Source organism: Novosphingobium sp. ZN18A2 (assembly GCF_036784765.1).
Lineage (GTDB): Bacteria > Pseudomonadota > Alphaproteobacteria > Sphingomonadales > Sphingomonadaceae > Novosphingobium.
The window spans coordinates 1,252,819-1,275,898 of record NZ_CP136651.1 but is presented as its reverse complement, the minus strand read 5'-3'; the positions used below and the strand labels follow the sequence as shown (position 1 = coordinate 1,275,898).

The following is a 23,080-nucleotide window of genomic DNA, read 5'->3' as shown; positions in this document are numbered from 1 at the left end:
GATCAGTCCTTGTCGCCAGGGGTTTCAAAGCTGCTTTCGACGATCTTGCCGGTCATGACATCGATCCCGATTTCGTGAATGCGCTTGCCTTGCCGGATATCGAAAGACCAACGCCAGATACCGTCTTCCTTTTCATAATCGGACTCGACGATCTTGCCTGGCGCCGCCTTCAGCGCAATGACTTGCGCCCTTGCCTTGGACACCTTGGGCGCGGGCGCCGCATTCGCCGCGCCGGAAAGCAGAATGGCCGTGGAGGCGAGCGGCAGGAGGGTCCATTTCAAAATCTGGTTCATCGGTTTTCTCCATCAGAATGCGTAATCGCATACCCAGTGGATTACCCGCCTATAGGTGCATTGGAGTTTGAACGGGGGATACAATTTGGCAACCTTGAACGCCGCGCGGCTCGATCCCCCCGGATGGCGCATGCCGGAGCTTTCAGTCTAACCCAAACCGCTCTCCGCTGGTCAGACGGCCCCTTGCCCGCACCAAGCCTTGCCCCACGAGGCTCTGCCACTCGGCCAGGGCGGCGCAACCCGGCTGCAAATCTGCCTGCGGCTTCATATCCGGGCTTTTACCGCAGGCCGGCCGCGAAATTAACCCGTTTCGGACCCCGGGGAGGATTGTGCGCCGGTTTTGCCGCGCGCTTGCGCCGCATCAAGGATTGCGGATCACCGCCATTCGATAATACGCTCTGAAACGGACTGGCGGAGATTGCCGGCAATGCAGACTGTCGAAGGTGACGAGGTTCTGGCCGGTGGCGCGGTATCATCCCTGCGCGGCGCGGTTCTGGACGTCCGCTTCTGCCGCCCACCCCTCCCCGCGATCGACCAGGCCATCGAAGTCGGGGAACCGGGCGGGCGCACGGTGATCGCCGAAGTCCAGTCCCATCTGGACGAACGGACGGTCCGCTGCATCGCGCTGCAGCCCACATCGGGCCTCAAGCGCGGCGATCCCGCTCGCGCCACGGGGGCCGCGCTTACCGCCCCGGTGGGCGAAAACGTGCTGGGTCGCCTGCTCGACGTGACCGGGGCGGTGGGCGACAACGGCCCGCCCCTGCCGAAGGACACGCCCAGATGGCCGATCCACCGCGAACCGCCACCGCTGGCCATGCGACCCGCGACAGGCGATCTGTTCCACACCGGCATCAAGGTGATCGACCTGCTGGTGCCCATGGCGCGCGGCGGCAAGGCGGCGATGTTCGGCGGGGCGGGCGTTGGAAAGACCGTGCTGGTGATGGAACTCATCAATGCGATGGTGACCGGATATCAAGGCATTTCCGTGTTCGCCGGTGTGGGAGAGCGTTCGCGCGAAGGGCATGAAATGCTGCTGGACATGCGCGAATCCGGCGTGATCGGGCGAACCGTGCTGGTCTATGGCCAGATGAACGAACCGCCCGGCGCGCGCTGGCGCGTGCCGATGACGGCGCTTACCGTATCCGAATATTTCCGCGACACGCTGCACCGCAACGTGCTGCTGCTGATGGATAACGTGTTCCGCTTCGTCCAGGCGGGTGCGGAGGTTTCCGGCCTGCTTGGACGCCTTCCTTCGCGCGTGGGCTATCAGCCGACACTTGCCAGCGAAGTCGCCGCGTTGCAGGAACGGATCGCGTCGGTTGGCGAAGCGTCGATCACCGCGATCCAGGCGGTCTATGTTCCCGCTGACGATTTCACCGATCCCGCCGTCACGACCATCGCCGCACACGTGGATTCGATGGTCGTCCTCTCGCGTGCAATGGCTGCCGAAGGGATGTATCCGGCGATCGACCCGATTGGCTCGTCCTCCGTCCTGCTCGATCCGCTGATCGTGGGAGACGAACACGCGCAGGTCGCCATGGATGTGCGCCGCGCGCTTGAGCACTATCGGGAATTGCAGGACGTGATTTCGCTGCTGGGCATGGAAGAGCTTGGCGCGGCGGACCGCCGGACCGTGGAGCGCGCGCGCCGCCTGCAACGCTTCCTCACCCAGCCTTTCGTCGTGACGGAAGCCTTCACCGGCGTTGCCGGAAAGCAGGTTTCCCTGAAAGACACCATCGCCGGATGCCGCGCGATCCTTGACGGCGAATGCGACGGGTGGCGCGAAAGCTCCCTGTTCATGGTCGGCACGCTTGACGATGCACGCGCCAAGGAAAAGGCTGCGGGATGACCGGCGGGCTGCACCTTACCATTTCGACGCCGCGCGAGCGCGTGGTCGATGCCGAAGGTGTCGTCTCGGTGCAGGCAAGCGACGAGACCGGCAGCTTTGGTATCCTGCCGCAACATGCGGATTTCCTGACCGTACTGCCACCTTCGGTGGTACGCTGGCGAGACAAGGACCGGACGGCCCATTTCTGCGCAGTGCGCGCGGGCGTGCTCAGCGTAAGTAACGGGCACGACGTCGCCATCGCCTGCCGCGAAGCCTTGCTGGGGGACCGGCTGGGAGAGCTTGAAGCCGGAATCGCCGCCCGTCGCGAAGCCGAAACCGATGCCGACCGCGTGGCCCGCGTCGCACAGATGCGACTGCACGCGCGCGCGGTGCGACAATTGATGCGCTTTCTGGTGCCGGACGCGCGTGACGGGCTGGAATCGATGTTCCGGGAGCCGGGGCAATGACGGCCGAGCCCCCGCCATCGTCGACGCCTCCGTCTTCGTCGACACCGCCCCCCGGCGACCCGATGACGCGCGCCGTGCACAAGGCCAGCAGCCGGGACAGGCGCCACCGCGCCGATCCCGGCCCCTCCATGGGCACGTGGCTGGGGCAGATCGGCGTGCTCGGCTGGATAACCGTTTCGCCTATGCTGCTGGGCCTTGTGGCCGGACGCTGGCTCGACTGGTATTTCGGCACCGGCCTTTCGCTTACGCCCCCCTTCTTCATGATCGGCGCCGGGCTGGGCATGTGGTCGGCATGGCGCTGGATGCAGAGGCGGCTATGATCGCGCTCACCCCCGCCCTGACCATCGCCGCCGCACTGTTGGGCGGGGCATTGCTGGGATGGATTCATTTCTCATCGCTGCACACAGTCACGCAGGACTATGCGCAAGGCCGCGCACCGCGCGCCGTCCTGCTTCAATTCGGTCGGCTTGCGATTCTCGCCGGCGGCCTGTTCCTGCTTGCACGGCTTGGCGCGTGGCCGCTGCTGGCCGGGTCCGTCGGCCTTTTCGCCGCACGCGCAGCAGTCCTGCGCAAGGCGAGGCGCGATCCATGAAGGGTTCACCCCTTGTCATGGAGCCGCTGTTCCATGCCGGCCCCGTGCCCATCACCGCGCCGGTGATCGCGACATGGGGCATCATGGCGGCGATGATGCTTGGCTCGCTTCTTGTCACGCGGCGGCTGAAGCTGCGCCCCGGCAAGGCACAGGCGGCGTTCGAACTGGTGACGCGCGCCCTCGACCGCCAGATCGCCGACATCGTTCAGGCCGATCCGGCACCTTATCGCGCGCTGATCGGCACGATCTTCCTGTTCATCCTCGCTGCCAACTGGTCTTCGCTGATACCCGGCGTTCACCCGCCGACATCGCGGATCGAGACAGACGCCGCGCTGGCGCTGATCGTGTTCTTCGCAACCATCTGGCACGGCATCCGCGCAAACGGCCCGCTGGGATACCTGCGCACGTTTGCAGAGCCGAGCTGGATCATGGCCCCGCTCAACCTGGTGGAGCAGGTGACGCGCACATTCTCATTGCTGGTGCGCCTGTTCGGCAACGTGATGAGCGGGGTGTTCGTGGTGGGCATCGTCCTGTCGCTGGCCGGACTTCTCGTACCGATCCCGCTCATGGCGCTGGAACTGCTGACCGGCGCGGTTCAGGCCTACATCTTCGCCATTCTTTCAACCGTGTTCATCGCCGCGGCGGTGCGCGACACGTCCCAACAGACAGAAGACCCGCAAGAGGAAACCGAGGCATGACCACCGAGGAAATCAGCATTATCGGCGCTGCGCTGGCCGTTTCGTTCGGGGCAATCGGCCCCGCACTGGCCGAAGGGCGCGCCGTTGCCGCGGCAATGGACGCCATCGCAAGGCAACCAGAATCCGACGGCACCATCGCGCGCACGCTCTTCGTCGGCCTCGCCATGATTGAAACCATGGCGATCTATTGCCTGGTCGTCGCGCTGCTTCTGCTCTTCGCCAATCCCTACATCAAGTAAGGGGCACGGCAGTCATGCAAATCGACTGGTGGACACTGGTGCTGCAGGCGGTCAACCTGCTTGTGCTGGTGGCCATCCTCGGGCGCTTCCTGTTCCGTCCGATGGCCCGGATCGTGGAAGAGCGGCAGGCAGAGGCGCAGAGGCTGCTCGATGATGCGGCCAGCGCCAGAGACGCGGCTCAACAGGCAGACCGCGAGGCACAGGCGCGCCGCGATTCCGTAGTGATAGACCGCAAGGCGATAGTCGAGGATGCGCGCAAGGAAGCCGAAAAGCAGCGCGCGGCTCTGCTCCGCGATACCGAGGCGGAGATCGCCCGGCAAAGGTCGGAAGCGGCAGAGCAGATCACCCGGCTGAAGCACACGGAGAATGCACGCGTCGGACACCGCGCCAATGCGCTGGCTATCGACATCGCGCATAAGCTGCTGGAAGGCCCGGCAAGGGGTTTGCCAGTTTCTTCATTTTTCAATGGCTTCGAGAAGGCATTGAAGGCACTTCCGCAACCGTCGCGCGATGCCATCTCGGGCGATCCGGCACGGGCGGAGCTTACCGTGGCAAGGCCGCTCGACAAGGCGGAGGGCGCCATGCTTGACGCGATGATAAAGCGGAACCTTGGCAAGCAGGCAAGCTTTACCCCGCGTGTCGATCCGGCGCTGATTGCGGGCCTGCGCCTGGCCGGGGGCGGCGTGGAGATCGATGCCAGCCTGCGCGATGGGCTCGGTCGCATAGCGGCCGGCCTCGCGGCGGAACCGGAGCAATCCGATGAAGGGGGATAAGGAACGCGCAGAAGGCGGCGCGCCAGCCGCGGCGGAAGACGCGCGCTGGCTTGCGCAGGGACGCCGCGCCCTCGCCACGGTTGACCTTGCGCCGCAGGCCCGCTCGTTCGGAACCGTGGTGCAGGTGGGCGATGGCATCGCGCATATTTCCGGCCTGCCGGACGTCCGGCTGAACGAGCTGCTGCACTTCGAAGGCGGCAAGACCGGACTTGCCCTCGCGCTCGACGAGGAAACGATCAGTGCGATCATCCTCGATGAAGCCGACGCGATCGAAGCGGGTACGCGCGTGTCCGGAACCGGCGAAGTCGTGCAGGTGCCGGTTGGCGACGGGCTGCTTGGCCGCGTGGTCGATCCGCTGGGCCGACAGCTGGACGAAGGCGACCCGATCAGGCCCGACGGCTGGATGCCGGTGGAACGCGCCGCCCCCGCGATCATCGAGCGCGCGCTGGTAAGTGAACCGGTGGAAACCGGTGTTTTGGTAGTCGACGCGTTGTTCGCGCTCGGACGCGGACAGCGAGAGCTGATCATCGGCGACCGCGCAACGGGCAAGACATCGCTCGCGCTAGACGCGATCATCAACCAGAAGCATTCGGACATGGTCTGCGTCTACGTCGCGGTAGGGCAGCGAGCCTCGGCGATCGAACGCGCCATCGAAGCGGTGCGCACCCACGGGGCGTTCGAACGCTGCATCTTCGTCATCGCCCCCGCCGCCTCGGCACCGGGCCTCCAATGGATCGCGCCCTTTGCCGGATTCACCATGGCAGAGCACGTGCGCGACAAGGGCGGGCATGCGCTGATCGTGATCGACGACCTGACCAAGCACGCGGCAACGCACCGCGAACTGGCGTTGCTGACGCGCGAACCGCCGGGGCGTGAAGCCTATCCGGGCGACATCTTCTACCTCCACGCCCGCCTGCTTGAACGCGCGGCACGGCTTGCGCCCGAACTGGGTGGCGGTTCGCTGACCGCACTGCCGATCGCGGAGACCGATGCCGGCAACCTTTCCGCCTATATTCCCACCAACCTCATCTCCATCACCGATGGCCAGATCGTGATGGATTCAAAGCTGTTCGCGGCGAACCGGCGCCCGGCGGTCGATGTCGGGCTCAGCGTCAGCCGAGTCGGCGGCAAGGCGCAGCGCCCCGCGCTTCGCCAGGTTTCCGGGCGCGTAAGGCTGGATTACGCGCAATTCCAGGAACTTGAAATGTTCACGCGCTTCGGTGGCATAACCGATACGCGCTTCCGCCCTGTCCTGACGCGCGGAGAGCGCATTCGCGCAGTGCTGGTGCAAAGCCGTTTCGCGGCCATGCCGGTAGAGGCCGAAGTCGCGCTTCTCGCCGCGCTTGGACAAGGCGCGCTCGACCCCGTTGCGCCCGACGCAATTCCCGTCCTGCGCGAACGGATTGCCGCAACGCTGCCAACCCGGATGCCGGGCCTTGCCGCAAGGATCGAGGGCGGCGAAAAGCTGGACGACCAGACGCTCTCCGCGCTCGCCGCGCTGGTGACGGAACTGGCCGATGGCTGAGCGGCTGGACGCGATAGAGGCGCGGATCAAAAGCGTCGGCCAGCTTTCATCGGTCGTCGGCGCGATGCGCGCGATCGCTGCCACGCGGTTGCAGGAAGCCGCGGGGCGGCTGGCAGGCGTCCAGTCCTATGCTGGTACGGTCGGTGCCGCCATAGCGCAGGCACTCGCCCTGCTCCCGACGGCGCCCCGGCTTGCTGGAGAGGACGAAGCGCAATCGCGCACCGTTATCGCTTTCGGATCGGAACACGGTTTTGTCGGCGCGTTCAACACGAAGGTACTGAACGCCGCTACCGCCCTATTGGAGGCGCCGGGTGACCGCCACACTGAACTGGTCATAGTGGGCGACCGCGCGCTTGCCGCAGCCCGCGAACGTGCATTCGATCCCGCCTGGTCGTTGCCGATGGCCGCCCATATCGACGAAACCTCGACGCTGGCCAACCGGCTGGCAGACAACCTGTTCAACCGCCTTTCGGGGCGTCCGGGAACCGAACTCTACATCGTCCACCAGCTGCCTGCGGAAAGTGGAGAGGCGCAACGAACGGTCAACCGTCGCCTGTTGCCATTCGATTTCTTGCGCTTTCACGAAGTGCGCAGCAGCGCCCCTCCGCTGATCCAGATTTCCGCGCCCGACCTGCTCGCCCGGCTGGTGGACGAATATGTCTTTGCAGAACTTGGCGAAGCGGCGGTGATGTCGTTCGCCGCCGAAAACGAAGCGCGGATGCTCGCCATGGCGGCTGCCCGGAACAACATCGCGCAAAGGCACGACACGCTGATCGCAGAGGCCCGCCGCCTGCGGCAGGAGCAGATTACCGAAGAAGTCGTGGAACTGGCGGCCGGATCGCAAGCCGGCCGGCATTAAGGCATCGTCCAAATTTGGGACGATTGCGAGCTTATTGATCTGGCCTAAAGATGTTTTTTTGCTTTTTAACAAACACTTGTGTAATAAAACGGCGACTTTGCACGAACCGCCGGAAGGTCGAACAGGGGACGGAAACATGAATATGCTGACCTGTCGTCCGCTTCTAAGGGGACATCCCGAGGGCAGTATCCTCCGGCGGGAGGTGTCGGTCGGATGAAAACTGCGCTCAACCGAACGCAAGGCTCCCGGAAAGCGGCCTGCTGACGAGATGGCGTTCCTGTGAAAAGTGGTTGAGGATCGATGCGTGAACAGAAGCGAATTTCTGCAGCGTCTTCATCCACCGGAAGCACTGCATCGCATTGGGGTCAACGGCAAACATCGGCCCTAATCTGGTCCACCAATAGCGCACGGTTTGGTGGCAGATATCAATCCCGCGTTCGACGACGGGGCATGGCCCAGCCCTACCCTTTGTGCACCCGGGTGAAATTCTTCTGACACGCCCCCTAAGTGCAATGCCCCCTACCCTTGCGCCCCCATCCTCGATCAGATGCATCGCAAATGCCATTAACGTCAGATACGATGTTTGTCTGATCGAGGTTGAGGGAGCGCCCTTTGCAAGTGCTACCTAGGGCTCATTCAGCTTGGTTTCTCAAAACTTTGCTCCGATTTCCACACCGATGGTGCGGCGCGCTCCCGGAGAGATGAACGATCCGCCGAACTCGATCGCCGGAATGGCCTCGGCAATGTATTTCCGGTCGAGAGCATTGTCGGCGAATACCGTTATGGTGAAGTGATCGGTTTTCAGGCCGGCGCGAAGGTTCAGGACACCGAAGGCATCCCTGCGGGCCGCCGCGAAGTTCGCATCGCCTACGGACGAAGGCAGGGCCAGAGCGGAAATGGGCAGAAGTCCGGAAAACAGTGTCGGCCGCGTCTGGTTCTGAACCGTATGGAACCAGGTCGGCCCGGTGATCCGGTAATCCGCTCGCACGACCAGCTTGATCGTATCGGTCAGATCAGGATCGAGTTCCGTGCCCAGGTTGATCGTGTAGTCGGCGGTATAGGGTGATTTGTTGCCAACCGTATAGGGCCGCGAGCTGTTCTTCAGGATCTTGCTGTCGGTAACGTTGAGTGAGCCGTACACCTTCCAGTTACGAATAAGCCTGGCGGTTACGTTCGCCTCCGCGCCTTTGATGTCGACAAGGTCAATATTCGAAACGACGCGCAGCAGGCCGAAACTTCCGACGAAGAACTCGAAGAACTGCATATCGTGAACGCGGGTATAATATCCTGCAAGATCGAAAGTCAGATGGTCGTCGAGCATGCTGCCCTTGATGCCCGCCTCCCAGGCGCTCGACCACTCCTTCTTGTACTGGTCGTTTATCGTCACGCCCGCATTGATAAACTGGTTGAAGTTCGCATCGATCAACGCAGCGGAACCCTGGTTGTTGAACCCGCCGGATTTGAAGCCGATGCCCCAGTTGGCATAGAGGTTCACGTTGGGTGAAGGCTCCCAATTCAAAGTGATCTTGGGTTCGAACTGTTCAAACCGAGCCGATTTCGGCGTAAGCGGGCCGAATGCCTGCCCCGGATTGATAGGGCCGCCGGTGAAGGGATCCGTCGCAGTCGGCACGAGCGATGCCGATTTCCTGTCTTCGATGTCATAACGCAGCGCAAGACCCGCGCGAAACTGCGCAGAAGGCTTCCATTCAAGCGAACCGAAGCCTGCGTAAACGTCGGTCTTGAAATTGTCCGCAAGTAGCAGCGAGGTCGGATTCACCGAGGTGGGCGGATTGTAGAGCTGCTTGATTACGCCCTGCCCGCTATCGGCGCCAAGGCTCACACCGACCTTGCGGTTGATGTGCAGGTAATAGGCTCCCACTTGCCATTGCAGGGGGCCGCCGTGATCGGACATCAGCCGGATTTCGCCGCTTATGTCCTCCTGATTACGAACCTGGTATTGTGTACCGTCGCATGTCGTCGGACTGTAAGGACCGAAGGTCGATCCATTCGCCGGCGCGAACAGGAACGGCACCGGAATCTGACCGATGAAGGCGGGTTGATTGACCGGAAATCCGGTCAGCGCCGCAGTCGAATTGAAACAAGCGTTCACCGATGAATCAACTGCTGGATCTACTGCGCTAATGTAGCGGCCGAAGTCCGCCGAGGTTCCATCTGCAACAAGATCCTGTTTGACGTTGGAATAGAGCAGCCAGGCAACCAGCTTCATCCCGCCCAGTTGTTGATCGAGCTTGGCCGACACATCGAAACTCGTCTGGTCGTTGGTCGCCGGAATGTTGTTGTAGAAATGAAACGGATGAGCGTTCACATTCTCGTTGAAGGCAGGGTTCACCGCAGCGAACCCCGGTAAATGGAACGCGGCGTTAAACGGCAGGGATGCACCGTGAAACTCGCCGTAACGAGCCTTGATATCCAGCTGCGTCGCGGTGTCGCGGCCTACCATCACCCGACCGTCGACAGACCAGTCCTTCTTCTGGTCTACCGTGCTGGAATCATTGAGATAGATGTTCTTGAAGAATCCGTCGGTCGAAGAATAGTAACCCGACAGAACGGCGCCCACATTGTCGGCAAGCGGACCCGCGACGTAAGCGGTTCCCATGAAGGTATTGTTTTCGCCATATGAAGCGCGGGCGGCGCCTTCGAATTCCGATCCAGGCTTCAACGTCTGAACCACGATCGCGCCAGCAGCCGCATTGCGGCCATAGATCGCACCTTGCGGTCCCTTGAGAATTTCAACCTGCTGCAACGTACCCTGCTGCTGGTTCAGCTGAGCAGTATTGGTCTTTAGAATTCCGTCCACCACAAGGGCGACCGAACTTTCCGCATCGCGCGCGCCGTTGATGCCGCGAATGTTGATCTGGGTATCGCCCGCTTCGGCGGTTCCCGTCACGATGGTGACGCCGGGCGTCAATTGGACGAAGTCCTGCGCCCGTTCTGCCCCCGTGGTCTGGAGGTCGGCCGCCGTCAGGACGGAAACCGAGGCCGGCACGTCCTGCAAACGCTCGCTAAGCCGCCGCGCAGTTACGATGATTGCCGAAGGATCGCCATCATTCGTCGCCGCAGCGCCTGCATCCTGCGCCATCGCCGGAGAACCGGTCATTGCAAAAACGGCAACCGACGCCGAGATCAACCAATTAGTGGAACGCATGAAAGACCCCCTGTTGGTCTTGAGTGCATGCCCGCCGCAGCTTCTCCCCTGAAAGCTGTCCGGATTGCCTGTTGCGGCTTGCTAGAATCGCAGCCTATTGTATACAATCCGGTTTGGTCAAGGATTTTGGAGAGGACCGTGTCGCGCGCATCCGAAAGGGCTTATGAACTGATCCGCGCACTGATCCTGTCCGGAGAGCTCCAGCCAGGTTCCCAGCTTGGCGAAGAGGCGCTGGCCGAACGCTGCGGCGTTTCCCGCACCCCGGTGCGCGAAGCACTCCGAAGGCTGGAGGCAGAACTTTTCGTAAAGCGCAACGAAGCGCAAAGAACCTTCGTTGCCGACTGGACCCTGGAGGACGTCGCCGACACATTCGAGTTGAGAGCCATGGTCGAATCGCTTGCGGCAAGGCGCGCAGCAATGGCGATGGATGACGGCACGCTTGAAAGGCTGCGCGCCTGTAACTCGGCTATCCGCGAAGCCATAAACCAGCCCGAACCGGACACCCTGGGCTTCCTCGACGGCAACAGGGAATTCCATGCCATCATCCTGGCGGCCGCCGGATCGCGCAGACTCGAGGCTTTGCTGAACACCCTCGTCGAACAGCCTGTCGTGTGGCGCACAGCCTACCACTACGGGCGAGAAGAGCTCTTGCGCTCGTATAGCGAGCATGAGGAACTGATAGCCGCATTTTCACGCCGGGACGGCGCCTGGGCAGAGGCCGTCATGGCTGCGCACATCCGGCGCGCCTTTCATGCCTATGCCGATGCGCATCAGTCCCGCCCTGCATTTGAGCCGATCAGCGAGGTCGCTGAATAATGTATACAAAATACATCGAGATGGTCGAAGTAAGCCCACGCGACGGCTTACAGAACGAAAAGGCCGTGATCTCCACTTCCGCGAAGCTGTCGCTTATCGAACGGGCCATTGCCGCCGGCTCTCGGCGGATCGAGGTGACCAGCTTCGTCAATCCGCGAGCGGTTCCGCAGATGGCCGATGCAGAAGCCGTTTGCGAAGACCTGCCCGAACGCGATGACGTGACTTTCATTGGTCTCGTCATGAACTTGCGCGGCGCGGAACGTGCCGTCGCCACCGGCCGGATCGACCAGCTTGGCGCAGTGGCAGTGGCTACCGACAAGTTCGCCATGGCGAACCAGGGGCAAACCAGCGACGGCTCAGTCGAAGCAAGCTGCGAGATCGTCCAGCGCGCGAAGGCGGCTGGCCTCACCGGGCAGGTCACGATCGGTGCAAGCTTCGGCTGTCCGTTCGAAGGAGAAGTGGCAGAAGACCGCATCCTGGCAATGGCAACAGCCATCGCGCGGTCCGGTCCCGTCGAGATCGGCCTGGCGGATACGATCGGCGTTGCAAACCCTGCCCATGTCTCACGATTGGTAGAACGCGTTGGCCGCGCAATCGCTCCGATCCCGGTACGGGTTCATTTCCACAATACCAGGGGCACCGGGCTTGCCAACGTCTGGGCGGCGACAGGTGCCGGTGCAAGCATCGTGGATGCCTCGATCGGCGGCCTTGGCGGGTGCCCTTTCGCCCCGGGCGCGGCCGGCAACGTCGCAACCGAAGATGTTGTCTACATGCTTGAAAGAGCAGGAATTTCGACTGGCCTGGACCTCGATGCGCTAATCGAGATCAACGGCTGGCTCGGCCAAATCATGGGCAAGGATCTGCCAGCAATGGTTTCCCGGGCTCGCCCCTTCCCGCCACGGATGGAACATGGAAAGGAAATTGCCTGATGCGTTACCGGCTCGGTGTTGACGTCGGCGGGACATTTACCGACCTGCTGCTTTTCGACGACGAAACCGGCGCTTTCTGGCGCCACAAGACGCCATCGACGCCGCATGACAGTTCCGAGGGCATCCTCGAGGGCGTCGGCGCGATCACGGCGAAGGCGGGGATCAACCCGTCGGAAATCGAATACTTCCTGCACGGCACGACCGTCGCCACGAATGCGGTACTTGAAGGCAAAGGTGCGCGTGTCGGCCTAGTCACCACCGAAGGTTACCGTCACATCATGCAGATTGCGCGCAGTTACGTGCCGGGCGGTTTGGCGGCATGGATCATCTGGCCCAAGCCGCAACCACTAGCAGCGCTTGAAGACACGGTAGCCGTCAAGGGCAGGATCGCGGCCGACGGATCGGAGGTCCGCCCGATCGACGAAGACGATGTCCGGTCCGCATTGCGCAAGCTGCGCGACAATGGTGTTGAAGCCATCACGATCAGCCTGATCAACGCCTATGTAAACGGCGCGCACGAGAGCCGGATCGGAGAAATCGCGGCTGAAGAACTGCCCGGTGTGCCCATTTCGCTGAGCCATCAGGTGCTCCCCGAGATGCAGGAATATGAGCGGACCTTGTCGACGGTCGCAAATGCGGCGGTCAGGCCCGTGGTTGGCAAATACGTGGCGAATCTGCGCAACCGTCTTCAGGACGAAGGCATAACCGGAAAGCTGTCGCTGCTGAGATCGGACGGCGGCCTGATGTCTGCGGAAAAGGCCGAGGAACATCCGGTCAACATCTTGATGTCAGGACCAGCCGGCGGCGTGACCGGTGCACTTTGGGTGGCCAGGAACGCAGGCCTGCGCAACATCCTGACACTGGACGTCGGCGGTACGTCCACTGACGTCGCGCTCATCGAGAACCTTGAGCCGCGCAGGCAGCGGACCACAGAAGTCGGCCACCTTTCGGTGCGGGCCTCAGCCCTGGATGTTAAGACGGTTGGCGCGGGCGGCGGTTCGATCGCCTACGTCCCCGAACTTACCGGGGCATTGCGGGTTGGCCCGCAATCGGCCGGCGCGGTGCCCGGCCCGGTCGCCTACGGCAAGGGAGGGACCGAACCAACCGTGACCGACGCGAATGTGGTGCTCGGCTATCTTCCCGAAGACCTGTTGGGCGGTTCGTTCAAACTTGATCGCGAAGGCGCGAAGAAGGCGGTCCAGACCGTCGCCGATGCGTTGGGCGTCGACCTGATGGCGGCCGCCAGAGGCATCATCGACATCGTCAACGAAAACATGTTCGGCGCCCTGCGCATGATTTCCGTGCAACAGGGCTACGATCCGCGACATTTCGCGCTGATGGGCTTCGGCGGCGCCGGCCCCCTTCACGTCAACGCCGTTGCCAGGCTGATGGGCAGTTGGCCGGCCATATCGCCAGTCTCGCCCGGCGTGCTTTGCGCTCTGGGCGACGCAACCACGCGGATGCGCACCGAAACGGCGCGCAGCTTCAGCCGCCTGGCGCAAGATACCGAAGCGGAAGAACTTGTTGCCCTGCTTGACGAAATGTCGGCCCAGACAAGGGCCGAACTCGCAGCTGACGGAATCGCCGAAGACGCCATGACCAGCCTGTTTGAAGTCGATGTGCGCTATGCAGGCCAGGCTTTTGAAGTGCCGTTGACGATCGACCAGGCCACGCTGCGCGAAGGCGGCATTGAGGCCATCGTCGAACGTTTTGATGCGGAACATTTGCGGCTGTTCACGTTCAACATGAATACGCCGCACGAAATCGTGAACTTGCGAGCCGTGGCCCTCGGCCAGGCGCCCGAGCTATCGGCTGCGGCGCTGGAGCGCGGAAACGGCGATCCTGCCGCGGCAAAGATCCGCGATCATGCGTTGTGGATGGATGGCCGCGAACAGCAGGCGGTCATATATGACCGGGCGAAGCTTCGTGCTGGAGACGTCATTCCCGGACCGGCCATCGTCACCGAAATGGATTCCACCACCCTGGTCGAAGCCGGTTGCGTTGCGACAGTCGACGCTGTCGGCAACATCCTGATCAACCCGGTCGAAGGAGCCTGAACGATGCCCGCTCGGATCGTTGAAACCAATCCCGCGCCGTTCGGTCGTGTCGAGATCGACCCGGTAACGCTCGACATCATCGAGAACGCCTTGCGGAACGCACGCATAGAGATGGACGCGACTCTGGTCAGGACGGCCATGTCGCCCGGCATCCGCGAACAGGGCGACGCCTTTCCCCTGATCGCCGATCCGTCCGGCAAGATGATCGTAGGCCAGTTCGGCAGCTTCATCGGCGGCTTCCTCGATTCCTTCGAAGGCACGATCGAGGATGGAGACATGATCTTCCTCTCCGACCCATACAGCTGCGAAGGGGCGATCAGTCATTCCAACGACTGGCTGGTGCTGCTGCCGGTTTTCAAGGACGGACGCTTGCTGGCCTACACCGCCATGTTCGGCCACCAGAGCGACATAGGCGGCAAGGTCGTGGGCTCGATGCCGATCAACGCGCACTCGATCTTCGAGGAAGGTGTCAGGATTCCGCCGGTCAAGCTCTGGAAAAAGGGAGAATACAACGAAGACCTGATGAAACTGGTCCTCCACCAGACGCGCAAGCCCGACTGGTGCCTTGCCGACCTGAATGCGCTGGTGGCTTCCTGCCGTGTCGCAGCGCGCCGCGTGATCGAGATGGCGGAACGCTTCGGAGATGACGTCTATGTTTCCGCGACGCAGGAATTGCTGGCTCGCAACCACCGCGCGATGAAGTCTCTCATAGCCATGGCCGTTGCCGAGGAGCCGGTCAGCTTCGAAGACTACATCTGCGACGATGGCATGGGGTTCGGCCCGTACCGGATCAAGTGCACGATGTGGCGCGACGGGGATCGGGTCATTCTCGATTTCGAAGGGACCGATCCGCAAAGCGCGGCCTCGATCAATTTTTATCTCAACGAGAACATGTTCAAGATGTTCTTCGGGATTTACATGATCATGGTCTTCGATCCGCAGATCCTGTTCAATGACGGCTTCTACGATCTGATCGACGTTCGCATTCCCGATGGATCGCTTCTGAAGCCCAAGTTCCCGGCTGCCTTGTCGGGCCGCACACATGCTTTGGGAAGGATATTCGACATTCTTGGCGGATTGCTCGGCCAGAAGACGCCCGAGTTCCTCAACGCCGCAGGCTTCAGTTCTTCCCCGCACCTCTTCTATTCCGGCCTCGACGCCAAGGGCGACTGGTTCCAGCTGTTCCAGATTGGATTTGGCGGCATTCCGGGCCGGCCGCTTGGCGATGGACCGGACGGTCATTCGCTGTGGCCCGGCTTCACCAATGTTCCCAACGAATTTCTCGAGCGATACTTTCCGCTTCGCATAGAACGCTACGAAACCGAACCTGACAGCGGCGGCGCGGGGCTTCACCGCGGCGGCAACGGCATCCACATGACCTATCGCTTCCTTGCCGATGGGCGCATTGCCATCCACGATGATCGCTGGTTCGTACCGCCCTGGGGGGTTAATGGCGGCCATCCCGGCATGCGCGCTCGCAAGATCATGGAACGTGCGGATGGTTCGACCGAAATCGTCGGCAACAAGGTCGAGGACGTCGAAGTGCGCGCTGGTGACCAGTTGCACTTCATTACCTGGGGTGGCGGCGGCTGGGGCGATCCACTCGAACGCGATCCGGCTCTCGTCGCCCGCGAAGTACGCGAAGGGCTGTGCACGGCCGAAGGTTCCCGCGCGTATGGCGTGAGCGTGACCTCCGAAGGACTTGTAAACGAAGATGAAACAAAGAAATTGAGAGCTGAAATGAAAGCCAGCCGCGCCGACCTTCCGCTGTTCGACTTCGGTCCGGGCATCGCGGTTCTGCGAACCCGTTGCCAGCAGGAAACCGGATTGCCGGCACCGGTCCAGCCGAAATGGCATCAGACGGAGACGACCCGATGACCAGCCCGATGGACGAGGGCGCCCTGCAAGGCCTCAGAGTCATCGAACTGGGCCAGCTCATCGCCGGGCCGTTCTGCGGACAGCTTATGGGAGACATGGGCGCCGAGGTCATCAAGGTCGAACCGCCGGAGATCGGCGATCCCATGCGCAACTGGGGGCGCGGCGAAGACAAGCTGTGGTGGGAAGTAGTTTCCCGCAACAAGCTCTGCGTCACCGCCAACCTGCGTATTTCCGAAGGACAGCAGATCGCGCGCGAGCTTGCGTCGAAAGCGGATATCCTGATCGAGAACTTCAAGCCCGGAACGATGGAAAAATGGGGTCTGTCCCCGGAAGCGCTTCACGCGATCAATCCACGGCTGATCATCGTCCGTGTCTCCGGATATGGTCAGACCGGCCCCTATTCGGCTCGCGCAGGTTTCGGCGGCATCGGCGAGGCAATGGGAGGCTGGCGCTATATAGTGGGCGACCCCGACCGGGCACCAAGCAGGATGGGTATTTCGATCGGCGACACGCTGGCGGCAACCTATGGCTGCATGGGCGCTCTTGCAGCGCTGCAGGCGCGCGACCGAACCGGACGCGGTCAGGTCGTGGACAGCGCGCTGTATGAAGCCGTCCTGCAGGTCATGGAAAGCGTGGTCCCGGAATACGATCGCTCGGGGTACATCCGCGAGCGATCGGGCTCCGTCCTTCCCGGCATCGCGCCCTCCAACGTTTATCGTTGCAAGGATGGCGAGTTCCTGATCGGCGCGAACCAGGACGCCGTGTTCACGCGGCTTTGCGCGGCGATGGGGCGGCCCGAGCTGGCAAAGGACGAACGCTATCACGATCACGTTTCGCGTGGCCGCAACCAGGTCGAGCTGGACCAGTTGATAGAGAACTGGACGGCAACGCTTACCGTCGCCGAAGTCGAGGCGCTGATGATCGAACATTCGGTTCCGGCGGGAAAGATGTACCGCGCACCTGAAATGCTCGAAGATCCGCATTTCGCCGCACGTGATGCCATCGTCGAAGTAGAGACCGAACGCTGGGGTCCGCTGAAGATGCAGAACGCCTTTCCGAAGTTCTCGGACACGCCCAGCAAAGTACGTCGCCCTGCCCCGTCCTCGATCGGACAGGACAATGCAGAAGTCTACGGACGGCTCTTGAACTACGACGCCGGCAAACTGGCGGAACTTGCCGCGCAAGGCGCCATCTGATGTCCTTGGACGATGCGCCGTTTTCGGGTCATCTGCAGCCCGGAGAGCGCCCTGCCCTTCTGATCGTGGATATGGTGCAGGCCTATCTCGATCCGTCCTCGCCGCTGTTCGCAGACAGTGCCGCGCATGCCCTGGACGTTACGAAGAAACTGGTGGCGGCAGCGCGAAGCGCGGGTGCGCCTGTGGTCTTCACGGGCGTAACCTACAAACCGGACGGGTCCGATGGCGGACACTTCTTCCGCAAGGTTCCCGCGCTGCAAGCTTTTGTCGAGGGCTCCCCTCTTGCCCGGTTTCCCGACGATCTGCAGCCGTCGCCAGGCGATGTAGTCATCACCAAGCAGTACCCCTCGGCATTCTTCGACACCGGACTTGCCGATGACTTGCGCGAACGCGGCGTGGATACCGTGATTGTGACGGGATTTTCGACTTCGGGTTGCGTGCGTGCAAGCGCGCTGGATGCCCTGCAGTATGGCTTCATACCGTTCGTCGTCAGCGACGGTTGCGCCGACACACGCCCTTCCGCGCATGAGGCAAATCTCGAAGACCTTCAAGCCAAGTATGCCGAAGTGATCGACTCCATGGAAGCAATGACAATGCTCGCCGTCATTGCCTCGGCAAAAGCGGATTCCACCAGTAGCGCCTAGGAGGCGTAGGCAAGTCGCGGGTAGCGGCGACAACCCCGCTTAGGCCTGCCTTGCAATCCAGTCGCGGACGAGTTCCGCAGCTGTTGATTTCCGTTGAGAGTTGACCCGGGAGAGGCATAAATTTCCACTGAGAAGTGACCCATGTTCTGACCTTTCCCCTGGCTTTGGCGTCGGGGGATTATGGAGTGATCGACATGGCGTTACTGAGCGTAATCCGGCGCTGGCATTTCCGTGATGGGATGCCGATCCGGGAGATTGAGCGACGGACCGGTCTCTCGCGTAATACGATCCGCAAGTATCTTCGCAGCGGTGCGGTTGAGCCCAGGTTCAAGGTGCCCGACCGGCCAAGCAAGCTGGACCCGTTTGCCGAGAAGCTGGCGGGATGGTTGCGGATCGAGGCTGGCCGCTCGCGCAAGCAACGGCGCACGGTGAAGCAGATGCACGCCGATCTCGTCGCCCTGGGCTTCGATGGTTCCTACGGCCGTGTTGCGGCCTTTGCGCGCAACTGGAAGGCCGACCGGCAGCGTGATTCCCAGACCAGCGGGCGCGGGACCTTCGTGCCGCTGGTGTTCCAGCCAGGCGAAGCGTTCCAGTTCGACTGGAGCGAGGACTGGGCGATCATTGCCGGCAAGCAGACCAAGCTGCAGGTGGCGCACACCAAGCTGTCGCACAGCCGGGCGTTCATCGTCAGGGCCTATCTGCTCCAGACCCACGAGATGCTGTTCGATGCGCTGACCCAGGCCTTCCGGGTGCTCGGCGGTGTGCCGCAGCGCGGGATCTTCGATAACATGAAGACCGCGGTGGATCGGATCGGCAGTGGCAAGGCGCGACAGGTCAACGCCCGGTTCGCGGCCATGGCCAGCCATTACCTGTTCGAGCCCGAGTTCTGTAATCCGGCTTCGGGGTGGGAGAAGGGGCAGGTCGAGAAGAACGTCCAGGATGCCCGCCGCCGGCTATGGCAGCCGATGCCCAGCTTCCCCGATCTCGATGCGCTCAATGCCTGGCTCGAAGAACGCTGCATCGCGCAATGGGGGCAGATCGCACATGGCGCGTTGCCCGGCAGCATCGCCGATGTGCATGCCGCGGAGGTCGCCAGCCTGATGCCGCTGGGGCGGCCCTTCGACGGCTTCGTCGAGCATACCAAGCGGGTATCGCCGACCTGCCTCGTAAACTTCGAGCGCAACCGTTACTCGGTGCCGGCCTCCTTCGCCAACCGCCCGGTGAGCCTGCGGGTTTACCCGGACCGGATCGTCATCGCCGCCGAGGGCCGGTTCCTGTGTGAGCACGAGCGGATCATCGAGCGGGGCCATCATCTTCCCGGGCGGACCATCTATGACTGGCGGCACTATCTGGCGGTGATCCAGCGCAAGCCTGGCGCTCTGCGCAACGGCGCGCCGTTTACCGAGATGCCCGATGCGTTCCGCCAGTTGCAGGGATATCTGCTCAAGCGGCCCGGCGGCGACCGGGAGATGGTCGAGATCCTCTCGCTGGTCCTGCACCATGACGAACAGGCAGTGCTGTGCGCCGTCGAACTGGCGCTGGAGGGCGGTGTTCCGACCAAGACCCATGTGCTCAACATCCTGCATCGGCTGACCGACGGCAAGGCGCCGCCAGCATCACCCATCGACGCGCCACAAGCCCTGCGCCTTGCCCAGGAGCCGCTCGCCGACGTCGGCCGCTATGATAATCTGCGGGGGCTGCGCCATGCGTCATGATCCCGCCAGCGCTGCCGTGGAGGTCATGCTGCGCGGCCTCAAGATGTACGGCATGGCCCAGGCGGTGAGCGATCTCATCGCCCAGGGCGCCCCGGCCTTCGATGCCGCCGTGCCGATCCTCTCGCAGTTGCTCAAGGCCGAGATGGCAGAACGCGAGGTCCGGTCCATTGCCTACCAGATCAAGGCCGCCCGGTTCCCCGCCTACAAGGATCTGGCCGGGTTCGACTTCGCATCCAGCGAAGTGAACGAGGCCCTGGTGCGCCAACTGCACCGTGGCGAGTTCATCGATGGCGCTGACAATGTCGTACTGATCGGTGGCCCTGGAACCGGCAAGACTCACATGGCCACTGCCCTGGGTATACAGGCCGTGGAACATCACCGCAGGAAGGCACGGTTCTTCTCCACCGTCGACCTGGTCAACATGCTTGAACAGGAAAAGGCCATGAACAAGGCTGGCCAGCTTGCCGAGCGCCTGCTGCGCCTCGACCTCGTAATCCTCGACGAGCTCGGATACCTGCCGTTCAGCCCGTCAGGCGGGGCGCTGCTGTTCCACCTCCTCTCCAAGCTCTACGAGCAGACCAGCGTGATCATCACCACCAACCTCAGCTTCAGCGAATGGGCTGGCGTGTTCGGCGATGCCAAGATGACCACCGCACTGCTCGACCGGCTCACCCACCACTGCCACATCCTGGAAACCGGCAACGACAGCTTCCGGTTCCGGGCCAGCTCCGCGGCTCCCAAAACCAGAAAGGAACAATCACCCGCTTGACCCTACCCGCTCATCGCGGGAAACACACATCCAACCGGGTCACTTCTCGATGAAAATCCCGGGTCAACTCTCAACGGAAATCAACACCGCAGCCTCTTTCACCAGTTCGGGCTGACCGAAATAATAGTGGTTGGCCCCCTTGATGACATGGTGTTCCTGCGGGCAATTGGCGGCTGCGGCCATCAGCCGGGCAGCGTGGCTCGGCGTACAGGCGTCGTCGGCGCCGTTTTCGATCACAAGCAGCGGGCAATCGATCCGCGCAGCACACTTGATTCCGTCCGCGTTGGAATCGTCGTATGACCACTGCGACAGCCACGAACGCAGCGTGGTAAAGCGCGCGAGGCCTACCGGCCCGTCGTTCACCACGAACGGATCGCCCAGCATGCAGTGGTTGGGCAAGCGGTCGTTGGGATCGACCAGCGGATCGACCCAACGCGGATCGGCCATCGTGCCCTGCACGGTGAAGCAGCGCTCGTGACTATCCAGCCTTTGCGCCTTGAGTTCGGCCAGTTGCTCCTTCACCCACTTGGTGATGCGCCGGTTGCGGGCGATCTGGCGTTCGCGGAATTCGGCGACGAACTCGGCGGAGAACGGCGGCTTGGGGCCGTTTGGCGCATAAATGTTCCATTCGGGATTACGCTCGAACGGGCGGCTCTCATCCTCGATCGAGGGGTCCATCCATTCGGTCAGCGTGAGGTTGCGCGAAAGATGCGCGGCGAGCAACATGACGCCATCAGCAGGGATGAACTTTGCAGCGGTCAAATCATAGGGATCGCCAGCCGGGGTATGCGTTACGCGCGGATCCTGCGCTTCTGCTTGGTAGAACATGGAAAGTGAGCCACCGCCCGACCAGCCGCCGAGATAGACCTTCTTGTAACCCAACCGCTCCTTTGCATCGCGCACACAAGCGCCCAGGTCCATCGCCGCCCGCTCCATTATCAGCGCGGTGTCGTTGCCGCGATAGCGCGGATTGCAGTAGATCGTGTCCACCCCCATCTTCGCCAGAGTGCCAACCAGCGGCAAGTATGATCCACCGCCAATCGGGTGTGAGAATATCACCACGCTGTCTGATGCCTCTTCGGGCTTCAGCAACTGACATTCGATCACCACTTTGCCGATTTCGCCGGCGTAAGTATCCTTGAAGGCGCTGACTTCGTCGAACAGTATCAAATAGGGGATGCGCTCGTACTTCAAGGGACTCTCCTCAGGATGCTCAAGCGTTGCGGCTTCGTCGATCCACCGCTTCCGCCCCGAACTTTGCAACCTTCGCCGCTCGCGTCCGGGCTGTCCAGCCGGCGAGCTCGGCATCGAGCCTTTCCGCCTCCGCTTCGAGCATCTTGTCGTGTCCTTCGACGCGACAGGTCAATTCCACCTGGATGCCATTGGGATCGTACATGTAGATCGACTTGACGAAGCCGTGGTCGATTGGCCCGACCGCGCTGATCCCATAGCTGTTGATACGCTGCTGCATCGCCAGCAAGTCATCTTCGGAGCCTACTTCAAATGCCCAGTGCATGTCGAAGCTCGGCTTCCGCTTGAACCAGTCGGGATCGGCGGAACCCGGCGCGTCGAAGAAGGCAATGTATTCCCCGTTGCCCATGCGGAAGAATATGTGGAGATAGGGGTCCGACTCGCCAGTCCCCGGCACTTCCTCAATCACGATGCCGGTCCTGTCGACGAGCCCCAGGACTTCGCTGTAGAACCAGATCGTCTGCTCCGCGTCGCGGCAGCGGTACGCACCATGGTGGACGCCGAGGATCGGGCGCACATCGGGATGTCCAGGCATTGCTCCACTCCTTCTTCGTTGGCCGCCCCGAAGTGCCTTTCGGGCTAGTCCGGGCAAGGGGTTGGGCAGTGACTATTGCCAGTTTGAAACCTGCACTCCACCCCTGTCCGTTGTCAGCACATTTGGCGCAACTCGCGGCGTAGATTAGGGGAGTGGGGCCTCGCCGAAGTTTGGTTTTAAGCGGCGAGCTTGCGGTGCTGCAAGCGCCAATTTTCGATGGTCTGTCGCTTGATTCTTTCGCGCTGTTTGATGATGGCCGGCACCCTGCCGAAGTAGGCGTCGGAGGGCGTCACGTTGTTCAGGCTTTGAACCGCCCCGAGATTGCCGGAGGCCGCAACTCCTGAGAGGAAGGGTCTATGAGCAAGACGACGAACAAGTTCTCACGCGAGGTTCGCGAGCGAGCAGTCCGCATGGTGCTGGACAGCGAGAAGGATCATCCGTCGCGCTGGGCGGCGGTCACATCGATAGCCGGCAAGTTCGGCTGTTCGGGCTACACGCTGCTCGAGTGGGTGAAGAAGGCCGAGGTCGACAAGGGAGTGCGAGCCGGGGTGCCGACCGAGCTGGCTGACAAGCTCAAGGCGCTGGAACGCGAGAACCGCGAGCTGCGCCAGGCCAACGAGATCCTGCGCAATGCTTCCGCATATTTTGCCCAGGCGGAGCTCGACCGCCCACTGAAGCGATGACGGCGTTTATTGACGAGCACCGCAAGGAGCATGGGGTCGAGCCGATCCGCCGGGTTCTGCCGATCACCCCATCCACCTACCACGATCGCGTCACGCAGCGGCGCGATCCCTCGCGGATGTCGGCCCGTGCCCAGCGCGACCACCCCTTCCCATCACGCGCGGTCATG

21 protein-coding genes, 1 pseudogene and 1 other annotated feature are annotated in these 23,080 nt (G+C 62.3%); of the genes and pseudogenes, 18 read left to right on the top strand and 4 right to left on the bottom strand.

Going from position 1 to position 23,080, the window contains the following annotated elements:
* Nucleotides 1–2: 2 nt before the first annotated feature.
* Nucleotides 3–293, bottom strand: coding sequence for a PepSY domain-containing protein (locus RXV95_RS06400; RefSeq protein WP_338468177.1), 291 nt, complete (start codon nt 291–293; stop codon nt 3–5).
* 427 nt (nt 294–720) lie between these two features.
* On the opposite strand from RXV95_RS06400, the gene atpD reads away from it, so the two are divergent.
* The 9 genes from atpD to RXV95_RS06355 are packed head-to-tail and all read left to right on the top strand — an operon-like array spanning nt 721 to nt 7,274.
* Entirely contained in the window at nt 721–2,142 is a 1,422-nt protein-coding gene (gene atpD, locus RXV95_RS06395; protein ID WP_338468176.1) for a F0F1 ATP synthase subunit beta, read from the top strand.
* Nucleotides 2,139–2,588 (top strand): F0F1 ATP synthase subunit epsilon, encoded by a 450-nt coding sequence (locus tag RXV95_RS06390; protein ID WP_338468175.1) that lies wholly within the window; start codon nt 2,139–2,141, stop codon nt 2,586–2,588. The genes atpD and RXV95_RS06390 overlap by 4 nt, the downstream gene beginning before the upstream one ends.
* On the top strand, nt 2,585–2,908 hold the full coding sequence (locus RXV95_RS06385; protein WP_338468174.1) for an AtpZ/AtpI family protein: 324 nt from the start codon (nt 2,585–2,587) through the stop codon (nt 2,906–2,908). Before RXV95_RS06390 ends, RXV95_RS06385 begins: the two co-directional genes overlap by 4 nt.
* On the top strand, nt 2,905–3,180 hold the full coding sequence (locus tag RXV95_RS06380) for an ATP synthase subunit I (RefSeq protein ID WP_338468173.1): 276 nt from the start codon (nt 2,905–2,907) through the stop codon (nt 3,178–3,180). The genes RXV95_RS06385 and RXV95_RS06380 overlap by 4 nt, the downstream gene beginning before the upstream one ends.
* The gene (locus RXV95_RS06375) at nt 3,177–3,878 is read left to right on the top strand and encodes a F0F1 ATP synthase subunit A (RefSeq protein WP_338468172.1); all 702 of its coding nucleotides are present in this window, start codon (nt 3,177–3,179) and stop codon (nt 3,876–3,878) included. Before RXV95_RS06380 ends, RXV95_RS06375 begins: the two co-directional genes overlap by 4 nt.
* Nucleotides 3,875–4,117 (top strand): F0F1 ATP synthase subunit C, encoded by a 243-nt coding sequence (locus RXV95_RS06370; RefSeq protein ID WP_338468171.1) that lies wholly within the window; start codon nt 3,875–3,877, stop codon nt 4,115–4,117. The genes RXV95_RS06375 and RXV95_RS06370 overlap by 4 nt, the downstream gene beginning before the upstream one ends.
* A 14-nt stretch (nt 4,118–4,131) precedes the next feature.
* Nucleotides 4,132–4,890 (top strand): F0F1 ATP synthase subunit delta, encoded by a 759-nt coding sequence (locus RXV95_RS06365; RefSeq protein ID WP_338468170.1) that lies wholly within the window; start codon nt 4,132–4,134, stop codon nt 4,888–4,890.
* Nucleotides 4,877–6,415: a F0F1 ATP synthase subunit alpha gene (locus tag RXV95_RS06360; RefSeq protein ID WP_338468169.1), complete on the top strand. Its 1,539-nt coding sequence runs from the start codon at nt 4,877–4,879 to the stop codon at nt 6,413–6,415. Before RXV95_RS06365 ends, RXV95_RS06360 begins: the two co-directional genes overlap by 14 nt.
* Nucleotides 6,408–7,274, top strand: coding sequence for a F0F1 ATP synthase subunit gamma (locus tag RXV95_RS06355; protein WP_338468168.1), 867 nt, complete (start codon nt 6,408–6,410; stop codon nt 7,272–7,274). The genes RXV95_RS06360 and RXV95_RS06355 overlap by 8 nt, the downstream gene beginning before the upstream one ends.
* 649 nt (nt 7,275–7,923) lie before the next feature.
* Here the strand turns inward: RXV95_RS06355 and RXV95_RS06350 are convergent.
* Nucleotides 7,924–10,440, bottom strand: coding sequence for a TonB-dependent receptor (locus RXV95_RS06350; protein WP_338468167.1), 2,517 nt, complete (start codon nt 10,438–10,440; stop codon nt 7,924–7,926).
* A 138-nt stretch (nt 10,441–10,578) separates the two neighbouring features.
* On the opposite strand from RXV95_RS06350, the gene RXV95_RS06345 reads away from it, so the two are divergent.
* The 8 genes from RXV95_RS06345 (at nt 10,579) to istB (ending at nt 20,444) form a co-directional block, all read left to right on the top strand.
* Nucleotides 10,579–11,256: a GntR family transcriptional regulator gene (locus RXV95_RS06345; protein WP_338468166.1), complete on the top strand. Its 678-nt coding sequence runs from the start codon at nt 10,579–10,581 to the stop codon at nt 11,254–11,256.
* Complete coding sequence (locus RXV95_RS06340) at nt 11,256–12,185, top strand: hydroxymethylglutaryl-CoA lyase (RefSeq protein WP_338468165.1); 930 nt, start codon at nt 11,256–11,258, stop codon at nt 12,183–12,185. The genes RXV95_RS06345 and RXV95_RS06340 overlap by 1 nt, the downstream gene beginning before the upstream one ends.
* Nucleotides 12,185–14,242, top strand: coding sequence for a hydantoinase/oxoprolinase family protein (locus RXV95_RS06335; RefSeq protein ID WP_338468164.1), 2,058 nt, complete (start codon nt 12,185–12,187; stop codon nt 14,240–14,242). Before RXV95_RS06340 ends, RXV95_RS06335 begins: the two co-directional genes overlap by 1 nt.
* A gap of 3 nt (nt 14,243–14,245) precedes the next feature.
* Nucleotides 14,246–16,120, top strand: a complete 1,875-nt coding sequence (locus tag RXV95_RS06330) for a hydantoinase B/oxoprolinase family protein (RefSeq protein ID WP_338468163.1) — start codon at nt 14,246–14,248, stop codon at nt 16,118–16,120.
* Nucleotides 16,093–17,316, top strand: a complete 1,224-nt coding sequence (locus RXV95_RS06325; protein ID WP_338468162.1) for a CoA transferase — start codon at nt 16,093–16,095, stop codon at nt 17,314–17,316. Before RXV95_RS06330 ends, RXV95_RS06325 begins: the two co-directional genes overlap by 28 nt.
* A complete protein-coding gene (locus RXV95_RS06320) occupies nt 17,316–17,960 on the top strand; it encodes an isochorismatase family protein (RefSeq protein WP_338468161.1) in 645 nt (214 codons plus the stop codon). Before RXV95_RS06325 ends, RXV95_RS06320 begins: the two co-directional genes overlap by 1 nt.
* 194 nt (nt 17,961–18,154) lie before the next feature.
* Nucleotides 18,155–19,675 carry an IS21 family transposase gene (gene istA / locus RXV95_RS06315; RefSeq protein ID WP_338468514.1) on the top strand — a complete coding sequence of 507 codons (1,521 nt, stop codon included), beginning with the start codon at nt 18,155–18,157 and terminating at the stop codon, nt 19,673–19,675.
* Complete coding sequence (gene istB, locus RXV95_RS06310) at nt 19,665–20,444, top strand: IS21-like element helper ATPase IstB (RefSeq protein WP_338466239.1); 780 nt, start codon at nt 19,665–19,667, stop codon at nt 20,442–20,444. Before istA ends, istB begins: the two co-directional genes overlap by 11 nt.
* Before the next feature lie 63 nt (nt 20,445–20,507).
* Here the strand turns inward: istB and RXV95_RS06305 are convergent, their stop codons facing one another.
* Nucleotides 20,508–21,638: an alpha/beta fold hydrolase gene (locus RXV95_RS06305; RefSeq protein WP_338468160.1), complete on the bottom strand. Its 1,131-nt coding sequence runs from the start codon at nt 21,636–21,638 to the stop codon at nt 20,508–20,510.
* Nucleotides 21,639–21,657: 19 nt separating this feature from the next.
* The gene (locus RXV95_RS06300) at nt 21,658–22,230 is read right to left on the bottom strand and encodes a VOC family protein (RefSeq protein WP_338468159.1); all 573 of its coding nucleotides are present in this window, start codon (nt 22,228–22,230) and stop codon (nt 21,658–21,660) included.
* A 356-nt stretch (nt 22,231–22,586) separates the two neighbouring features.
* On the opposite strand from RXV95_RS06300, the pseudogene RXV95_RS06295 reads away from it, so the two are divergent.
* A pseudogene (locus RXV95_RS06295) lies at nt 22,587–23,053 on the top strand (transposase); the annotation flags it as partial.
* Nucleotides 22,868–22,984, top strand: a sequence feature (AL1L pseudoknot). (Overlaps the previous pseudogene by 117 nt.)
* Nucleotides 23,054–23,080: the final 27 nt, after the last annotated feature.